General features: G+C 64.2%; 18 protein-coding genes. 14 read left to right on the top strand and 4 right to left on the bottom strand.

Going from position 1 to position 17,259, the window contains the following annotated elements; translation table 11 throughout:
* A partial coding sequence (locus tag ACIRON_RS28915) for a restriction endonuclease fold toxin-2 domain-containing protein (RefSeq protein WP_402998280.1) occupies positions 1-897 on the top strand: 897 nt, incomplete at its 5' end.
* Positions 897-1,310, top strand: a complete 414-nt coding sequence (locus ACIRON_RS28920) for a hypothetical protein (protein WP_402998283.1) — start codon at positions 897-899, stop codon at positions 1,308-1,310. The genes ACIRON_RS28915 and ACIRON_RS28920, both read left to right, overlap by 1 nt.
* Positions 1,311-1,390: 80 nt before the next feature.
* Here ACIRON_RS28920 and ACIRON_RS28925 read toward each other — a convergent pair whose 3' ends face one another.
* From ACIRON_RS28925 to ACIRON_RS28935, 3 genes are all read right to left on the bottom strand, one after another.
* Positions 1,391-1,990, bottom strand: coding sequence for a hypothetical protein (locus tag ACIRON_RS28925; RefSeq protein WP_402998285.1), 600 nt, complete (start codon positions 1,988-1,990; stop codon positions 1,391-1,393).
* Positions 1,991-2,228: 238 nt separating this feature from the next.
* Positions 2,229-2,783 (bottom strand): hypothetical protein, encoded by a 555-nt coding sequence (locus ACIRON_RS28930; RefSeq protein ID WP_402998288.1) that lies wholly within the window; start codon positions 2,781-2,783, stop codon positions 2,229-2,231.
* Complete coding sequence (locus ACIRON_RS28935; protein WP_402998479.1) at positions 2,780-3,946, bottom strand: DUF262 domain-containing protein; 1,167 nt, start codon at positions 3,944-3,946, stop codon at positions 2,780-2,782. Before ACIRON_RS28935 ends, ACIRON_RS28930 begins: the two co-directional genes overlap by 4 nt.
* Positions 3,947-4,180: 234 nt before the next feature.
* Here ACIRON_RS28935 and ACIRON_RS28940 point away from each other — a divergent pair, with 234 nt between their 5' ends.
* The 3 genes from ACIRON_RS28940 (at position 4,181) to ACIRON_RS28950 (ending at position 7,616) form a co-directional block, all read left to right on the top strand.
* Positions 4,181-5,242: a restriction endonuclease gene (locus tag ACIRON_RS28940; protein WP_402998291.1), complete on the top strand. Its 1,062-nt coding sequence runs from the start codon at positions 4,181-4,183 to the stop codon at positions 5,240-5,242.
* A gap of 297 nt (positions 5,243-5,539) precedes the next feature.
* Positions 5,540-6,565: a DNA cytosine methyltransferase gene (locus tag ACIRON_RS28945; protein WP_402998293.1), complete on the top strand. Its 1,026-nt coding sequence runs from the start codon at positions 5,540-5,542 to the stop codon at positions 6,563-6,565.
* A gap of 70 nt (positions 6,566-6,635) precedes the next feature.
* Positions 6,636-7,616: a NaeI family type II restriction endonuclease gene (locus tag ACIRON_RS28950; protein WP_402998296.1), complete on the top strand. Its 981-nt coding sequence runs from the start codon at positions 6,636-6,638 to the stop codon at positions 7,614-7,616.
* Here the strand turns inward: ACIRON_RS28950 and ACIRON_RS28955 are convergent.
* A complete protein-coding gene (locus ACIRON_RS28955) occupies positions 7,597-8,145 on the bottom strand; it encodes a very short patch repair endonuclease (protein WP_402998297.1) in 549 nt (182 codons plus the stop codon). The two genes, ACIRON_RS28950 and ACIRON_RS28955, sit on opposite strands and share 20 nt — an antisense overlap.
* An 11-nt stretch (positions 8,146-8,156) precedes the next feature.
* Between ACIRON_RS28955 and ACIRON_RS28960 the strand changes: the two genes are divergently transcribed.
* The 9 genes from ACIRON_RS28960 to ACIRON_RS29000 all read left to right on the top strand — a co-directional run bounded on the left by ACIRON_RS28960 (position 8,157) and on the right by ACIRON_RS29000 (position 17,248).
* The gene (locus tag ACIRON_RS28960) at positions 8,157-9,179 is read left to right on the top strand and encodes a LacI family DNA-binding transcriptional regulator (RefSeq protein ID WP_402998300.1); all 1,023 of its coding nucleotides are present in this window, start codon (positions 8,157-8,159) and stop codon (positions 9,177-9,179) included.
* A 278-nt stretch (positions 9,180-9,457) separates the two neighbouring features.
* On the top strand, positions 9,458-10,825 hold the full coding sequence (locus tag ACIRON_RS28965) for an extracellular solute-binding protein (RefSeq protein WP_402998302.1): 1,368 nt from the start codon (positions 9,458-9,460) through the stop codon (positions 10,823-10,825).
* The gene (locus ACIRON_RS28970) at positions 10,822-11,760 is read left to right on the top strand and encodes a carbohydrate ABC transporter permease (protein ID WP_402998305.1); all 939 of its coding nucleotides are present in this window, start codon (positions 10,822-10,824) and stop codon (positions 11,758-11,760) included. Before ACIRON_RS28965 ends, ACIRON_RS28970 begins: the two co-directional genes overlap by 4 nt.
* Positions 11,757-12,596 (top strand): carbohydrate ABC transporter permease, encoded by an 840-nt coding sequence (locus ACIRON_RS28975; RefSeq protein ID WP_402998308.1) that lies wholly within the window; start codon positions 11,757-11,759, stop codon positions 12,594-12,596. The genes ACIRON_RS28970 and ACIRON_RS28975 overlap by 4 nt, the downstream gene beginning before the upstream one ends.
* A 26-nt stretch (positions 12,597-12,622) precedes the next feature.
* Entirely contained in the window at positions 12,623-14,158 is a 1,536-nt protein-coding gene (locus ACIRON_RS28980) for an alpha-N-arabinofuranosidase (RefSeq protein WP_402998310.1), read from the top strand.
* A 42-nt stretch (positions 14,159-14,200) separates the two neighbouring features.
* Entirely contained in the window at positions 14,201-14,998 is a 798-nt protein-coding gene (locus ACIRON_RS28985) for a helix-turn-helix domain-containing protein (protein ID WP_402998313.1), read from the top strand.
* Complete coding sequence (locus ACIRON_RS28990) at positions 14,991-15,944, top strand: hypothetical protein (RefSeq protein ID WP_402998315.1); 954 nt, start codon at positions 14,991-14,993, stop codon at positions 15,942-15,944. Before ACIRON_RS28985 ends, ACIRON_RS28990 begins: the two co-directional genes overlap by 8 nt.
* Before the next feature lie 2 nt (positions 15,945-15,946).
* Entirely contained in the window at positions 15,947-16,582 is a 636-nt protein-coding gene (locus tag ACIRON_RS28995; RefSeq protein WP_402998317.1) for a nucleoside/nucleotide kinase family protein, read from the top strand.
* Positions 16,583-16,807: 225 nt separating this feature from the next.
* Positions 16,808-17,248 carry a hypothetical protein gene (locus ACIRON_RS29000; protein WP_402998320.1) on the top strand — a complete coding sequence of 147 codons (441 nt, stop codon included), beginning with the start codon at positions 16,808-16,810 and terminating at the stop codon, positions 17,246-17,248.
* Positions 17,249-17,259: the final 11 nt, after the last annotated feature.

The following is a 17,259-nucleotide window of genomic DNA, read 5'->3' on the forward strand; positions in this document are numbered from 1 at the left end:
ACCTCGAAGATGTGGTTCGTGCTCCAGCTGGGGCTGATCGGGGTGCTGACCGTGCTGGCCTGGCGCCTCACCCGCCCCGCCGCCTACGGGATCCCCGGTCTAGAACACTTCCGCAGAGCCATGCACCAACGACTCGCGATTCGCCAGGGCGCCCAGGACGGAGTCGCAGCGACAGCACGTCCTCCCGCGGCCATCTCGGGCGTGGCTTCAGCACACCAAGCTGCTTTCATCCCCGGCTACTCTGACCGGCCTGCGCGCGCCACCTACGGATACGTCCTCCCTGAGAGCGAAAGACCTGATCTGCTTCCGCTTCCTGGGGCATCGGACGCATCTTTCGTGCCCGGCCTCGTGCTAGGGGCGAAAGATGCGCCTGCTCGGCAGCTTGGCCCTGAGAAAGCGAAGCCTGATCTGCGCTACCCCGGCGGCTATGCGAGCGCCTGGCCGGCCGACAAACGGCATCAGTGGGTCGTTCGGCTAATTTCCGATCCGTCCAACGTGAAGCCAGAGAATAGAGAAGGACCTGCCTACGACTTCCAGCGGAAGCACGCGGGACCGAACAACGTCGTGCTTCGCGGTGGCGGTTCGGAGATCAACGCAGACGGCCTCGTCGAGGACCCCGACAAGGTCGTCACCATCGAGGCGAAGTATGTCAACCGCCCTGGTGCCTCGAACGCCGTCAACGAAGGTCGGATCCCAGCGTTCATGAAGGAGAAGATCGAGCGCGAGTTCAAGTCAGAGATGATCCGCTACGGACGAGTCATGAACGACCCATCGAACCCCATCGATCGCCTCCGTATCACGGTGTCCACCGCTGCAGCCGGTGAGTATTGGGGCAAACTTGCCCAAGAGCACCTCGGCCCCAACGCCGACGTCGAAATCAGACTGGAGTCTGACTGATGTCCAACAACCCCTTGATATACACCCCCGATGGCGAAGGCAGCCTCGCGTTGGAGACCGACGCCTTCGTCGAGGCCGCCTTCTCGCGGTGGCCGGGAGCCGAGGTCGTCTGGACCAGTGAAGATCCAGATGATCCCGTCGATGTCACTCTTCGAGTCCAGGACCCCGGGGACACACATCACTTCCAAATCTTCCACGCGCGTGCGCTCGATTCGGTCTGGTCTGATGGCAACGAATCGCAGGTCCTGCGGGTGGCTCAGTGGATTCGTGCGGCTGTCCCGGACAAAGACAAGCGCGTTGTCCTCTTGGACCCAGTGATGTGGGTGGCGGCCGTTGTCCAACCCGGAATGACCGAGGACGAAATCCTGGCGGCATGGACCGCCGAGCCGCCGATGCCGACCGAAGGCCCCTGAATACCTGCGAGCCGCATCGCCGTGCCGGTGTCTGGAAAGGCGCTGTTCCACAGGCGGCTATGAATGGGCTCGTCGAACCGTCAATTTTGGAGGAGCGCGACGTACGCGGGAATCAACGCGGCAACCGACACCAACAGAGCTAGAATCGCGATCACGACACCAACAACCGTCGCCCGATTAACCGTGATGGTCGACGGATCCCATCTGCTGATGGGAGGTCTAAGGATTGCGGGCATGGTAATTCGACTCAACGCTCCTCTGGCCAAGAGCCACGTGAGAACCGTGTTGACCATGAAGTAGACCTGCAATCTTGCCGTCTCTGGCGAGTCTACGTCGCCTTTTTCTGTCAACATCAAGTTTGCGAACTGTAGAGTTAGAATGAGAGCGCAGAACGACAATGCGCCAATCCGAATAACCGATGCTGCTGCGCGTCTGGTGGTAAGATCCGATCCGAGTTCAAAGAGTTCTTCTGTGATTCGTTTATCGGCGTGGCGGGCGGCAATCTTGGCGAAGAACCGTCCTAGGCCTGACCGCGTTCCTAGTTCGATTTTCACGCTTCCTGCAGGCGCGCTGACTACCACTTCTGCTACCAGGTTTCCCCGAGTGTTTCGCGGGCTGGCGATGCGCCGCAAATCGTCCAGTTCCTCTGCATGGATTTCGAAGGTGCGGTTGTCTGTCACCAGAACTGAGGCCGTGGCCTCTGGGCCTAACACTTCCAGAGCGCTCTTGGTAAACTCGAATAGGTGATCAGCGCGAACGCGGCTCGAGGGAGCCCATGCCTGTCGGAGGAACACGTGAGATAGGTCAGCATGCACGCGTAGACTCTAATGGGTGGAGATCGCGCTTGGGTGTGTTCGCCAGGATGCGTAGCCGTGTGTCGCTGTCAGGCTATGTGTCTGGACCGCACGAATACAGGAATCAGCTCGTCCGCTCATAGGCGACGACACTCCGACCCGAGCCGTCCAGCACCTCGACGCTCTCGCCGAGGAAAGTATCTATGAGCCAGTCGTAGATCTCTTCGCAGAGAATTAGGTAACGCTCAGGTGCGAGTCGTTGTCCGTTGAAAACGCGACCGTGCGCGACGTCGTTTCGTATCCCGAGAAGGTCTCCCAGGGTGTCCCGTCGAGGTGTCGTTAGAAACACCTCAAGTTCAGCGACGTGATTTGAGCCGAATCGCGCAATGAGGCGGGTAAAGGCATCCACATTGAGGTTGGGAGCCTGGTTAAAGTAGCTCCGAGCGAAATCTCGAGTGGGTCCGCTCGTCTTCTGGGTGAGATACCCATCGAGAACGAGGAAGACCACCTGCTCCAAGAAGCCAGCGCAGCGAAGGCAGAGATAACGGCGTAAATCTTCTTGGACCTTGAGGAATCCGACTCCTTTTTGTGCTTGCAGAATGCGGATCGTTTCAAGATACCGGCCGTACTCACCTTGGAGTCGTTGCCAGCAGGAGAGCGCTTCCGCGCGAGCTGTCATTGACGACCGCCCAAAGTGTTGAGTGCGAGCCTCAGACGTCCGAGCACGCTCTCCCGATGGGAGGTACTTCGTGTCACGTACTCGATATACCTTTCATTTTTCCGCAATTCGGCCAGTGATGTCTCCAGGTCGGAAGCATCAGGAACCTGGTCATTGAGATGTAGCCACATCAGCGATGAAAGCACGGCGTCGACGTGGGCGGCGTTTATCCGATTGTTAAGTCGGAGTGCATCTCTATTGGCTGCTTGAAACAGGATATGACAACTGCCATTGAATGCTCTCGTGAAAGAGTCGACATCTAACCCCGTCAGGCTTCGATTTCTCGTAAGGAAAGAATTCAGGCAATCTGACATGGGTGGGCGGTATGCCGAAATTCGGACCGAGTCGTCATCCCACCTCCCTCCTACCCGAGAGACGACTTCCTCCATTGCGAGAGATCGTAAGATCAGTTCATGGTCCTTCAATCTTTGACTGGGGGGACCGTAGAGATTTCTCCAATCTTGATTGGTGTTAAGATCTCTCACCCAGTTGATGGCTGGCCCAAGGAAGAGCGCCACGCGTATCTCTTGCGCTGTGAGGGATACGCCGCCGCTATTTAGTCGGTCGAACAGGCGATAGACCGATTCGGGTCCATCGTCGCCACTTGGCTCGATTACAGTTGCCTGGATAAAGGTGTTGTTCAAGCGTCGCTTGCTATCTGGTCCGAGGGTCTCGTATGTGCTTCCTTGGAGGTGCTCGGCGACATTGGTGAGCGCGAACTCCTTGCCATCGGGATAGTAGCCATCGTAGAACCGCTGAAGTGCAGTCAAGCGCTGTTGGCCGTCGAGTACGAGATATCGTTGGTCGGAGTCAAGGACCATGAAAATGCTGGGCACGGGCCAGCCAAGGAGGAGTGACTCGATAAACTTCTCCATACGTGTCTTGTTCCAGACGGGGCGGCGCTGGAATCCGTCAAGAGAAGCGCCGTCAGACTCATCAGGGTCAAACCTGGGAATTACGATGTCCCCGTCGTTGAGTCGCTGGACCAGTCCGCGAACGTCAAAGTCAGCCCCGAAGTATGTGAGAGCCGACTCCTGCATGTGGAACAAGCCCTCGTCGTCATCGAGACTCTCGTCGACAACGTCGTCGACGGCGTCAGCGGGTTTGGCAGCCTGATCATCCATGTGCACGGGGGGACTCTAGTGAAGAGTCAGTGTCTCCGTTGCAGAAACCCTCCGACCCGGTCCCCAGATATGGGTATGACGCTGACCGGGAGGTGGACGTTGCGCTGCCCGGTCCACGTGCGCTCAAGACTGCGGACGACTGGGCTGGCGGGCGGGTCGCCCCTGCGATGCTGGGGGCATCGCGAGTTATGCAGACTACGACGCCTGCCAGCGTTTTGTGGAAAGCTGATCCGCATGGAAGAGGTTCCGTTCTCGGAGGTTGCACGGACGGACCTGGTCATCGACAGGAAGTACGCCGGGGGCGTGGCTGGGAACCGCGGAGATGACCCAATCTCCAAGATCCTGCCGGTCGGTAACGCCGGGGGCTTCAGGTTCCTTGGAAGCCCGACACGAGGCACTGTTCGTGCACTTGTCCTCTACACGTCGATGGCTGACCTTGAATGGCCGGATCGCTTGGACCTCGGCGCAGGTACATTCACGTACTACGGGGACAACAAGAAGCCAGGACGGGAACTTCACGACACCCCTCGCAAGGGAAACTTGGCGCTCCGGGACATGTTCCGGGACGCTGGCTCCGCGGAACGACGCCGGCGTGTGCCCCCGATCTTGTTGTTCTCCAAGGCAGGACGAGGAGCCGGGGTAGCCTATAGGGGTCTCCTAGTCCCTGGCGCGGCCACCGTTCCGCCGGAGGAGCAGCTTGTGGCGATCTGGCGATCGTCTGGCGACGAGCGCTTCCAGAACTACAGGTCGTTGTTCACTGTTCTCGATGCCCGGTTAGTCACACGTGCCTGGCTCGACGACATCAGGGCCGGCAACCCGATGACCATGAACGCTCCGAGAGCCTGGTCAGTCTGGGTGCGCACAGGTATGCCAGATCCGCTCCTTGCTCCACGTTCGGTCGAGCATCGAACCAGAGAGCAGCAGTTGCCATCGTCCCGCTCGGACATCGAGCTGCTGACGACCATGCATCGGCACTTCGCTGAGCGTCCTACAGACTTCGAGTACTGCGCTGCCCACCTGTGGTGGATGCTGGCGCCTGCCACCGACGAACTCGAAGTGACCCGGCCGTCCCGCGATGGCGGTCGCGACGCAGTGGGGCGGTACAAGATCGGGCCACCTGCAGACCAGATCAAGATCGACTTTGCACTGGAGGCGAAGTGCTACGGCCCAACCACTGCCGTCGGTGTGCGTGACATCAGTCGGTTGATCAGTCGACTTCGCCATCGCAACTTCGGCGTCCTAGTGACGACCTCGTACGTCCATGCCCAGGCCTACCGGGAAGTTCGCGAAGATTAGCATCCTGTAGCGATCGTGTGTGGACGAGACATTGTGGATCTTCTCAAAGGGCATGGTTTAAGTACCCCTGCCGCACTAAGGGCCTGGTTGGAGTCTGAGTTTCCGCCAGACATCTCTTCGCGTCCTGACCTGGCCTTTCCTCTCGAAGCTGTCGCCGAGATCCACCCCGGTGCCAATCGTCGCCAAGCAGCAACCTAGAGCGTCGTTGTGACGCTTCAGTGAGACCTGGGTCACGGGAACGGGTGTTCGACGGCGCGCCTTTCGGAGAGAGGTTCGGCACCGCGTACGCTACGTGCCATGACGTCCTCGACACTGACCTCCATCGAGATTTGTGCCGGTGCGGGGGGCCAGGCGCTTGGGTTGGAGCAGGCTGGGTTTGAGCACGAGTTGCTCGTCGAGTACTGGTCTCCTGCAGTCCAGATCTTGCGTGCCAATCGCCCAAAGTGGAACATCGTCGAGAAGGACGTACGGGAGGTCGACTTCCGCCTGTACCGCGACGCGAACATCGACCTTGTTGCTGGCGGCGTCCCGTGCACTCCGGCGTCGAAGGCCGGCAAGCAGCTTGGTGCTTCTGACGAGCGGAACCTCTGGCCAGAGGCCATCCGGATGGTCGATGAGGTCAGGCCGCGCGCTGCCATGTTCGAGAACGTGCGTGGGCTGATGGATCCCAAGTTCGAGGGATGGCGCAACGAGACCCTTGAGGCCCTAGCTGCCCTCGGGTACGAAGACGCAGTTTGGGACATGATCTATGCGGCGGACTTCGGTGTGCCCCAGCTGCGGCCAAGGTCCGTGTTGGTTGCCTTCCGTGACGAGGAAGCTCGCGAACGCTTCCGTTGGCCGGAACCTGTGACTCCTGAGGGGTCGAGGGTCAGCGTCGGGGAAACTCTCAAAGATCTAGTGTCTGCCAACGGTTGGGAAGGGGCCGACCACTGGGCCACTGAGGTGGCAACCACGATTGGCCCCACTCTTGTCGGAGGGTCAGAGAAACATGGCGGTGCAGACCTTGGGCCGACGCGAGCCCGTGCCCAGTGGCGTCGCCTTGGTGTGGATGGTCTCGGACTCGCGAACCACGGAGTAGCGCCCGCAAAGAAGCACGACCCAAATGGGCCCTTCAAATTGAACGTGCGCATGGCCGCTCGCGTCCAGGGCTTCCCTGACATCTGGAAGATCGACGAGGTTCTCCGGAAGACCAACGCGTACAAGACCATGGGCAACGCCTTCCCGCCTCCAGCGGCCCGGGCTATGGGCGAGGCGATTCGGGCGGCCCTGGGGCCCGGCGCGGACGCAGGTCACGAACGGTCCGGGCAAGTGCCGGTTGACTGACGTCACCCATTTCGGGCGCTGCGGATAAAGTCCGTCCCGGATGTCGGTGCCCACCGCTACTGTGGCGTCCGTGACTGATGCAGTTGTTCCGGAACTCGTGTTCACTGGCCTTGACCCTGACCCGCAACGGGACGTGGTGTACAAGGCCTTCTTCGAGGCTGATCCACGCGGCGACCGTGCTGCGCAGATCTTCCGCGAGACATTCGACCAACTGTACGATGGGCAACACACCGGGCGGTTCCGCTGGGACCAGTTGTTTAAAACGGAGAAGACGCATTTCGGGACGTTGCTTGAGATCAATCTCCGGCGCGCGTTCGACGACGTCATCGATGATGGCCACCACCTTGACTATCGAGTGTCAGGGGAAGACATCGACTGCAAGTACTCGCAGCGGCGGGGTGGATGGATGCTCCCGCCGGAGTGCTTCGGACACCTGCTCCTGGTCGCGACGGCCAACGATGAGCGGGGCACCTGGAGCCTGGGAATTGTTCGAGCGTCGGAGGAGAACCGGCGAACTACCACGAATCGCGATGGCAAGACGAACCTCAACCCCCGCGGCCAAGGTCAAATCGCATGGCTCCACAAGGATGCGCCCCTCCCGCCCAACGTTCTGCTCGGGATCGATGTAACGACACTTAACGCGATACTTTCAGCGCCGGGTAAGGGCCAGGGGCGAGTCAACGAGCTCTTCCGGCGGGTGACCAACACTCGGATCGGCCGCAACACCATTGCGACGCTTGCACAGCAATCGGACTACATGGCGCGTGTCAGGGATAACGGGCACGGAGCTCGCACGGTGTTGCGGGAGGAGGGTTACTTGATTCCGGGCGACTATGACCCCCATCGACGCGTCGCGATGGCGCTCGGTGCCGAGCAGCCTAGCCGCGGCGAGGTCGTGAGCCTCCGGGTTGTGCCCGCGGCCCCAGGTGACTCCTGGAGTGTCGAACTTGAAGGCAGGAGTTGGCGCCTGGCACGACCTGGCGAGACGGTCGTGGAGCCTGCGCCACGATTGCCTTCGACGAAGAAGTCCGTCACATCGAAGAAGAGGTGAGCGCCTGCCGAATGAGCGCTGAGACCTTGGCAGGACTCTCGTGTTCCCAGAATCGGAGAACCTGCCATCCAGCCTCTTGGAGCACCTCGGTGGTCTCTGCATCTCGGGCGCGGTTTGTCGCAATCTTCGAGGGCCAGTAGTCGACGTTATGGTTAAAATCCTTGCGCCCATGCTCGGGGCAACCATGCCAGAAGCAGCCGTCAATGAAGATCGCGATGCGCTGACGCGTAAAGACGATGTCAGCCTTTCTGCGTAGGGTCGGTTCGGGTTGGAAGTGGACACGGTAGCGATAGCCAGCGGCATGCAAGATGCGTCGGACGGCGAGCTCTGGTCCAGTGTCACGCGAGCGGTTTGCCTGCATGTTCCGTCGTCGCTCCGGCGAGGACGCCCATGACTCGGTACTCACGTCTCTAGGTTTCCATACGTCGATGCGATCTTTAACTGTGCCGGAACTTGCATAACTTCGGGGCATCGAGCAGATGAGGTCCGTCGACCGCAGACCGGCGATGACGTAGTGCGTCGTTCGCATACGCTGACCCCATGACCAGGGGGCCGCGCCGGGCGACGGTGAAGGATGTCGCGGCGCTGGCGGGGGTGTCGCCTAAGACCGTGTCGAACGTGATGAACGAGACGGTCTTCGTACGTCCTGACACCCGCGAGAGGGTGCTGGCGGCGGTGGAGGAGCTGGACTTCGTACCGAACCTGAGTGCCCGGAGCCTGCGGGGCGGGCGGTCGGGGGTGATCGCGCTGGCGCTGCCGGACCTGGCGACGGCGTTCTCGGCGGACATGGTGCATCGGGTGGTGCAGGCGGCGCACGAGCGGGGGATGGCGGTCCAGATCGAGGAGACGGCCGCGGAGCCGCAGCGGGAGCACGATCTTGTCTCGCGTGCGCGGGAGCACCAGGTCGACGGGCTGATCCTCAACCCGATCCGGCTCAAGGACAGCATCATCGTCCACGACGACCATCTGCCGCCGGTGGTGCTGATCGGGGAGGTCGAGCAGCACAAGGTCGACCGGGTGCTGATCGACAGCCGGCAGGCCGGGTACGAGGTGGCGGCTCATCTTCTGGACCGGGGTGCGCGGCGGATCGCGGTCCTGGGTGGGGCGACGGGGGCTGTCGACGCCACGGCTACCAGCGCGCAGAGGCTCGAGGGTTACCACCGCGCGCTCCGCGAGCACGGCATCGAACCTGACGCGAGGCTCGAGATCAACGCCGAGGAGTGGTCGATGAGGGGCGGGGCCGAGGCGGCGGAAGAGCTGCTGAACCGGGGAACAACCTTCGACGCGATCATGGCGTTCACCGACTCGATCGCGTTTGGCGCGATGCACGTGCTCCAGGAGCACGGGCTCGAGGTGCCGAGAGACGTCCTGGTCACCGGGTTCGACGACGTCGAGCACGCCCGGTTCATGAACCCGTCGCTGACCACCGTCGCGCTGGACCGGCGCGCGTTCGCCGAGGCGGCGGTCGATCTGCTGCTGGCGCGGATCGGTGACCGGACGACCCCTCCGCGCGCGGTGGCGATCCCGCACGAGCTGGTCGTCCGGGCGAGTACGACGCGGTAGCTAGTGAGCGGTCCGGCGGCCGCGTGCGATCCACGCGCCGACGAGGATGCCCAGCAGGTAGCCGATGCCGGCGCCGATGAGCAGCGTCATGCTCATCGCGAGAGTGGCCTTCGGGACTTCATCCTTCCATTGGCACTCGTGATCGAGGCGTGGTCGGCCGGCGTCGACAGGGATCCACCGAATCGGGGACGAGGAGACACTTGCCAGGCCGATTACAACGATGTAATAGTTCGAGATGTAACGCACGTCACACCCCACCTCTGTGACAAGGAGACGCGATGGCACGTCGATCCACGATGCTTTCCAGACGCGGGCTGCTCACCGGAGCGGCCGCGATCGGCGGGGCGGCCGCGATCGGCGGGGCGGCCGCCCTCTCCGGCGGGCTCTCCGCCTGCGGCGCGGCCGGCGCCACCGGAGCGGCCGACCAGATCCAGTTCTGGACCCCGCTCAGCGGCGGCGACGGCGGCACCATGGCCGAGATGGTCACCAAGGCGACCCAGGGCGCCGCGTACGACGTCAAGACCACCACCCTGGTCTGGGGCGAGCCCTACTACACGAAGCTCGCGATGGCGGCGACCGGCGGTCGCCCGCCCGAGCTCGCGATCATGCACGCCTCGCGCATGCCCGGCTACGCGCCCGGCGGTCTCCTCGACTCCTGGGACGTCGGTCGTCTGGCCGAGCTCGGGGTGAGTGAGGACGACTTCCCCGCGGAGATCTGGAAGAAGGGCCTGAGCGGCGACAAGCTGTTCGCCGTCGCGCTCGACGCACACCCGACGGTGCTGATGTTCAACCCCGAGATCTGCGACAAGGCCGGCGTCCTCGACAGCGACGGCAAGCTGCTCCCGACGGAATCGCCCGAGGCGTTCATCGACCTCATCAGCCAGGTGGGTGGTCAGACCAAGGACACGCCACCACTGTCGTACGGCTATCTCGGCGACGGTGCCCAGATGTTCCGGATCTTCTACACCTTCTACACCCAGCACGGCGCCGCGATGACTTTCCCCGAGGGCGGCAAGGCCGAGATCGACGACGACATCGCCATCGAGTCGCTCCAGCTCATGCAGACGCTCCTCGACGGCAAGCTCGCTGTCCAGCGCAACGACTACGCCGCGGCGCTGGCTGAGTTCGCGACCGGCCGGAGCGGCTTGCTGTTCACCGGCGTCTGGGAGCTCCGCTCGGTCAAGGAGGCCGGGGTTCCGTTCGACATGACGGCGATCCCGACGCTGTTCGGGACCCCGACGACGTACGCCGACTCGCACGCTTTCGTCCTGCCGCATCAGAACGATCCGGACGAGCATCGTCGCGACCTGACCTATCGGTTCGTCGCCGATCTCCTCAAGGGTTCCTACGACTGGGCGACCGCCGGCCACGTACCCGCCTATCTCCCGGTCACCCAGAGTCCGGACTACGCGAAGCTGACGCCGCAGTCGCACTACGCCGATGTTGCCGAGCAGGTCGTCTACGACCCGGAGGCCTGGTTCACCGGGTCGGCCTCCAACTTCCAGTCCAACTTCGGGAACGCCGTCCAGCCGGCGCTGATGTCGGGGAAGGACGCGCCCGGCGCCATCGACGCGTTCCGTGCCCGGGTCGACCGGCTGCTGACGACCCGGAACCCGGTCGACCCCGATGGGACGTGGAAGCCATGACCGCGACCGCCGCGACACCGCTCGCCAAGACGGCGACCCGACCGAGTGCGACCACGACCGCCGGCCCCGACCGCGAACAGCTGGTGAGCTGGGCGTTCCTGGCGCCGTTCCTGATCGCGTTCGTGCTCTTCCTGGTCTGGCCGCTGGTCCACGGCCTCTACCTGAGCTTCACCAACCAGTCACTCACGGGCGCAGGGGGCTCGTGGGTCGGGCTCGACAACTACCAGGAGGCGCTGACCGACCCGACGATGTGGCGGGCGCTGCGTACGACCGTCTGGTTCACCATCGTCTCGACGGTCCCGCTGGTGATCCTCGCGCTCGTGATGGCACTGCTCGTCCATCGCGGGCTACCCGGGCAATGGCTGTGGCGGCTGTCGTTCTTCATGCCGTTCCTGCTCGCCTCCACGGTGATCTCGCAGATCTGGGTGTGGATCTTCAACCCGGACATCGGCGCGGCCAACGCGTTGCTGAGCAGGGTCGGGATCGAGCCGGTCGCGTGGCTCCAGGACCCCGCGACCAACCTCTACGCGATCGTCATCGCCACGGTGTGGTGGACGGTCGGGTTCAACTTCCTCCTCTACCTGGCCGCGCTGCAGAACATCCCCGACCAGCTGTACGAGGCGGCCGCCCTCGACGGCGCCGGGCCGTGGCGCCGGCTCACCTCGATCACCTTGCCTCAGCTGTGGCCGGCGACGGTGCTCATCGTGATGCTGCAGATCCTGGCCTCGCTGAAGCTGTTCGACCAGGCGTACCAGATGCTCATCGGCATCTCGACCGATACGACGCGGCCGATCGTGCAGTACATCTACGAGTCCGGGTTCGTCGGCTACCGCTTCGGCTACTCGGCGGCCATCTCGTACGTCTTCTTCGCACTCGTCGTCATCGTGGGCGTCTTCCAGGTGACCGCCCTGAACCGGAGAAGGAGCCTGTCATGAGACCAGGGGAGAAGCGGTTCGGGGTCGGGCGCATCGTCGCCTTCGTGGTCCTGGCGGTGATGGCCGTCGGCTGGCTGCTGCCGTTCCTGTGGGCGATCGCCACCGCGTTCAAGACCGAGACCGACGCCGCGTCCGATACGGGCTGGATCGGCGGCGACGGCCTGACGACCGAGGCGTTCCGGGCGATGCTCGAGAACGGCAACGTCTGGATCTGGGCGTTCAACAGCCTGTGGACCTCGCTGGTCATCACGCTGTTGACGGTCACGATCTCCGCGCTGGCGGCGTACGCCTTCTCTCGGCTGCGCTTCCCGGGCCGCCGCTGGCTCTTCGCCCTCGTCGTGGCGGCGATCATCATCCCGCCGCAGGTGCTGATCATCCCGCTCTTCTACGAGATGCTCACCTTCAACCTGGTCGATACACCCTGGGGGCTGATGCTCCCGCAGATCGTGGCGCCGGCGATGGTGTTCATCCTCAAGCAGTTCTTCGACGGGGTGCCCGTCGAGCTCGAGGACGCGGCCCGCGTCGACGGCGCGAGCCGGCTGCGGGTGTTCGTCTCGATCGTGCTTCCGCTCTCCCGCCCGGTGATGGCGGCGGTCGCGATCTTCGTGTTCATCAACGCCTGGAACAACTTCCTGTGGCCGTTCCTCGTCATCAACGACACCAGGTTGATGACCCTGCCGACCGGGCTGCAGACGGTCATCGACGCCCACGGGATCCAGTACGCACAGACGATGGCCCAGGCCGTCCTCGCCGCGCTGCCGCTGATCGTCGTCTTCCTGTTCTTCCAGCGGCAGATCGTCAAGGGCGTCGCGACCACCGGCTTCGGTGGCCGGTAGCCAGTTCGTATCGACCAAGGAGCTCCATGACCCGCGCACGTATCACCATCGACCGCGACTTCACGATCGCGGACGTACCCCGTCGTCTCTTCGGCTCGTTCGTCGAGCACATGGGGAGATGCGTCTACACCGGCATCTACGAACCCGGCCACCCGATGGCCGACGACCGTGGCTACCGCAAGGACGTGCTCGAGCTCGTCCGCGAGCTGGGCCCGACGGTCGTACGCTATCCCGGCGGCAACTTCGTCTCCGGCTATCGCTGGGAGGACGGGATCGGGCCTCTCGCGGATCGGCCGCGCCGTATCGACGGCGCCTGGCACACGATCGAGACCAACGCGTTCGGGCTCCACGAGTTCATGGGTTGGGCGCGTGAGGCCGACGTCGAGGTGATGGAGGCGATCAACCTCGGTACGCGTGGGGTCGAGGAGGCGCGGGCGCTGGTCGAGTACGCGAACCATCCCGGTGGGACGTACTGGTCCGATCTTCGACGGAGGAACGGAGCCGAGGATCCGTTCGACATCAAGCTGTGGTGCCTCGGCAACGAGCTCGACGGGCCCTGGCAGATCGGCCACAAGACAGCGCATGAGTACGGTCGGCTGGCCCAGGAGACGGCCAAGGCGATGAAGCTCGTCGACGACTCGATCGAGCTGGTCGCGGTCGGCTCCTCGAACCGCTACATGGAGACCTTCGGTTCGTGGGAGCACACCGTGCTCACCCACGCCTACGACGAGATCGACTACATCTCGATGCACGAGTACTACCAGGAGCGCTCCGGCGACGCCGCCTCGTTCCTCGCCGAGGCCGTCGGGATGGACGCGTTCATCGACGGCGTCGTGGCCACGATCGACGCGGTCAAGGCCGCCGGCAAGCACACCAAGCAGGTCGACATCTCCTTCGACGAGTGGAACGTCTGGTACGCCGAGGGGCTCGACTCCGCCGACCAGCCCCACCAGGTGAAGAACGAGTGGCGCGAGCACCCGCGGCTGATCGAGGACACCTACTCGGTCACGGATGCCGTGGTCGTCGGGACCTTGCTCAACAGCCTGCTGCGCCACGGCGACCGCGTACGCATCGCCAACCAGGCGCAGCTGGTCAACGTGATCGCCCCGATCCGCTCGGAGGAGGGCGGACCGGCCTGGCGGCAGACGATCTTCTGGCCGTTCGCCCGGATGGCCGCTCTCGCTCGCGGCCGGATCCTCCGGCTCGCCGTCTCGGCCGACCAGCTCGCCACCGAGAAGTTCGGCGACGTCGACGTCATCGACGCCGCCGCGACCTGGTCGTCGGAGGAGGGTCGGGTCGCGCTCTTCGTCGCCAACCGGGGGCTTTCCGAGGCCTCGGACGTGACGGTCGATCTGCGCGGGCTCGGGGTGTCTGGTGTGGTCAGTGCCGAGGTCCTCACCATCCCCGAGGGCGGCGACAGGCACACCTCGAACGTGGAGTCGGCGCCCGATGCTGTGGGGCTCGTGCCGCTGGAGGGCATCGGTGTCCAGGACGGGAGCGTGCGGCTGAACCTGCCGCCGTTGTCGTGGGCGGTCGTCGAGCTCGACGTAGTCTCGGAGTGATTCCGTGTTGCGGATCCGCAACACCAGGCGTACTTTGATGGCATGAAGGTCACGCTCGCGCAGCGGATCCGCAACGCCCGCCTGATGAACGCGCTGTCCGCGCGCCAGGTCGCGGCGCTGGCCGGCGTCTCCCCGTCGACCGTGACCAGGGTCGAGTCGGGAAAGATGAACCCGACGTACGACGTCGTTCTCAAGCTCCTCGAAGCTGTCGGGCTCGACGAGCGGTTCGATCCGGTCTCCGACCCGCTCGCGGTCGCCGCCGCACGCTGGGTGCTCGGGGTCGGTGAGGAGCCGCCGGACGTGGACTACTGGATCAACCGGTGGATCCTGACGGGGACGTTGAAGCTCGACCAGACCGGTGATGTCACCATCCCTGACCTGCAGACGTTCGCGTTCCGGGCCGGCCGCGGCGCGCCCCTGGCCTGGCGTCCGGACCTGGTGCTGTTGCGTCAGGATCGCGCCTGGGGGGACGTGTCGGAGGGTCTCCAGTCGACGGGTCTCGGGTGGGCGGCCACGGGGGATCGGGCGGCTAACCGGCTGGTGCCGAGCGCTACTGAGGCTTACCCCTTCTTCTATGTCGAGGATGTGAAGCGCGCGATCGATGCCCTCGGGCTCGTCTACAAGGCGCCGATGGAGTGGGGTGAGCCGATCACCTTGATGCCATTCGACGGTTTCAGCGAGGCTGGGCGTTGGCAGGACGACGATGGGGCTTGGTACGCCGCGCCGTGGCAGGTCGTTCTCGACTGCTACGGCGGCACCGACCGCATGCCTGAGCAGGCGGACGAACTGTTCTTCTCCATGACCGCATCATCGGACGACGAGGAGGCCACCAGTGCCTGAGCAAGGACGCTTCAACGTACGCCGGCCGGCGTTGGCCGGGGTGTTGAGCGCTCCCCGATCGAAGACCAATGTCTACGCTGGTCAGGAGGCACTGCTCGTCGAGAGTCGGGCGGCCCTCTGTGCCGCGATCGACGCCCTGGCTGCCCATCGCGACGCGGTGACGCTGGCGGGCGCTCACGCCGTTCACGAACGCACCAGAGATGTTGGCCTGCGTGCTCGCGAGACCAAGGACGGAGATCTGGCACTCACTCCAGACTTGGTCTCGGACTCGCCGCTGATCGAGAGCCTGATGCGTGGCGCGGGGTTCAGGACGCTCGCCGAGCTCGAAGCCGAGCTGCGCGAGCGCGATCCCGCATCCCGGAGGAGGTTCGAGGCCCAACCTGGCCTGTGGGGCACGGGGATGGCCACGGACGGGACCGCACTCGGCGAGGTGGACCTACTCGTGCCGACCTCGATCGCTGGCGGCGGCCGCCGGTCGGCGCGAGCGCTCAAACGACACGGAAGGCAGGCCACTCGCCACACGCCCGGTCTGGAACTGGTCGTTCTCGACCGTTCGTTGATGCCGCTCGAGAACTATGTCGACGGCACTGTCCGAGAAGTATGGGTCGCGGGTCACGCCGGGCTGCTCTGTGCCAAGGCATACAAGCTCGGCGAGCGGATCCAGGAGCGGGATGCGAACGGCCGGGACCGTGTCCGGACCAAGGATGGGCTCGACGTCTGGCGGCTGCTCGCCTCCAGCGACGGCGCAGCTGTGCGAGCGGTCTTCGACAGGCACCTCGAAGACGCGCAGAGCGGCCAAGCGATCCGAATCGGTCTGGATCACCTTCGAACGATCATCGGCGATGGCCATATCGGGCTGCTCGCCGCCGTCGATCTCGCGGGTACCGTTCCAGAGGGCGAAGTATCGCGGGTCGTTCGTGATTGGTACGCCGCGTTCGAGGGGTGACGGTGGACTTGCCCGACGATGCCGTCGCAGACCTGGCAAGACAGGTCCGAGCCAAGGTCACCGACAGGTTGGTCCTGGGGATCGTCGGGCCGCCGGGGGCGGGGAAGTCGACGCTGGCGGAGCGGCTGCGGGACGTACTCAATGAGGACGGGCGGGTTGCCGTGGTGGCGCCGATGGACGGGTTCCACCGGAGCAACGCGGAGCTGGACTCGATGGGCGCGCGAGCGCGCAAGGGGGAGCCGGACACGTTCGATGCCGAGGGGTATGTGGCCGCGCTGCGCCGGGTGCGGGAGCGGCGAGGGCGGGTCGAGTGGCCGACCTTCAGCCGGGTCACGGACGAGCCCGTCCCCGGCGGGGTGGTGATCGACGGCGAGCCGATCGTCATCACCGAGGGCAACTACCTGCTCCTGGACGAAGGGCCCTGGCAGGACGTACGCGACCTGCTGGACGAGGCCTGGTTCGTCGACGTCCCCGACGAGATCCTGGTGCCGAGGTTGCTCGAGCGGTTCCTCGCCGGCGGGAGATCGCGGGAGGAGGCGGAGGCGAAGATCGCCGCCAGCGATCTGCGCAACGCCGCGCTGGTGCGTACGACGCGGGATCTGGCGGATCTCATCATCGACGGCTTCGCGCCGGACTAAGGTCTGACGGCCTTGGCCGATTTCCCCGGGAGTGCGTGAACGATGAGTGATGCCCGGCATCGGCGTCGACAGAAGCGGCAACGGAAGTTGAAGGGCGGGTCGTCGCGAAGGGTTGTACGTCAGGTTCGCAGAGCTGAGGCACGCCGGTCGATGCCTGAGGCGTGGAAGGGGTGGCCCGACTGGCTGCGTTATTCACTCGGGGGCGCGGTCGTCATCGGAGGATTGATGCTTCTCCTCCCCGCAGGCGAATGGATCGACGTCCAGGGTGACACGAAGGAACGGGCTGAGGTCGTGGCGGTGCGTGCGCATCCAGGAACTGACAACTGCCATATGCGGGGAATCGGCGGGGGCAGACCCAACCGCGCCATCACCTGGTGGTCCCTGAATCCTCCGGACGGGATGGACGAGACCTTCGTACAGATCGAAGGTTGCTCGGTCCCGGCCGTCGGTGAGATCTACACTGTCTACCGCGTCGGGGGCGAGCCTGGAAACGTTCTGGTGCGGGTGAATCCGGTGGACTCGTTCGGTGAGGTTCTCCAGTGGGCGGGAATGGCGGCAGGATTCGGCGTCGTTGTCGGACTCATCTATCTCGGCTTCGACCGGGCCCAAGACCGATTCGCCGCTTGGCGCGCGAAGCATCCGGCTCGATGGTGGACCAGGCTCTGAATCGGCGTACG

Source organism: Nocardioides sp. NPDC101246 (genome assembly GCF_044767415.1).
Classification (GTDB): Bacteria; Actinomycetota; Actinomycetes; order Propionibacteriales; family Nocardioidaceae; genus Nocardioides.

Excerpts from the sequence above, each read along its gene's own strand:
- ACIRON_RS28975 (WP_402998308.1), top strand. The coding sequence starts at position 11,757 with ATGAGACCAGGGGAGAAGCGGTTCGGGGTCGGGCGCATCGTCGCCTTC.
- ACIRON_RS28955 (WP_402998297.1), bottom strand. The coding sequence starts at position 8,145 with ATGCGAACGACGCACTACGTCATCGCCGGTCTGCGGTCGACGGACCTC.
- ACIRON_RS28940 (WP_402998291.1), top strand. The coding sequence starts at position 4,181 with ATGGAAGAGGTTCCGTTCTCGGAGGTTGCACGGACGGACCTGGTCATC.
- ACIRON_RS28920 (WP_402998283.1), top strand. The coding sequence starts at position 897 with ATGTCCAACAACCCCTTGATATACACCCCCGATGGCGAAGGCAGCCTC.
- ACIRON_RS28965 (WP_402998302.1), top strand. The coding sequence starts at position 9,458 with ATGGCACGTCGATCCACGATGCTTTCCAGACGCGGGCTGCTCACCGGA.
- ACIRON_RS28960 (WP_402998300.1), top strand. The coding sequence starts at position 8,157 with ATGACCAGGGGGCCGCGCCGGGCGACGGTGAAGGATGTCGCGGCGCTG.
- ACIRON_RS28935 (WP_402998479.1), bottom strand. The coding sequence starts at position 3,946 with ATGGATGATCAGGCTGCCAAACCCGCTGACGCCGTCGACGACGTTGTC.
- ACIRON_RS29000 (WP_402998320.1), top strand. The coding sequence starts at position 16,808 with ATGCTTCTCCTCCCCGCAGGCGAATGGATCGACGTCCAGGGTGACACG.
- ACIRON_RS28985 (WP_402998313.1), top strand. The coding sequence starts at position 14,201 with ATGAAGGTCACGCTCGCGCAGCGGATCCGCAACGCCCGCCTGATGAAC.
- ACIRON_RS28945 (WP_402998293.1), top strand. The coding sequence starts at position 5,540 with ATGACGTCCTCGACACTGACCTCCATCGAGATTTGTGCCGGTGCGGGG.
- ACIRON_RS28930 (WP_402998288.1), bottom strand. The coding sequence starts at position 2,783 with ATGACAGCTCGCGCGGAAGCGCTCTCCTGCTGGCAACGACTCCAAGGT.
- ACIRON_RS28980 (WP_402998310.1), top strand. The coding sequence starts at position 12,623 with ATGACCCGCGCACGTATCACCATCGACCGCGACTTCACGATCGCGGAC.
- ACIRON_RS28970 (WP_402998305.1), top strand. The coding sequence starts at position 10,822 with ATGACCGCGACCGCCGCGACACCGCTCGCCAAGACGGCGACCCGACCG.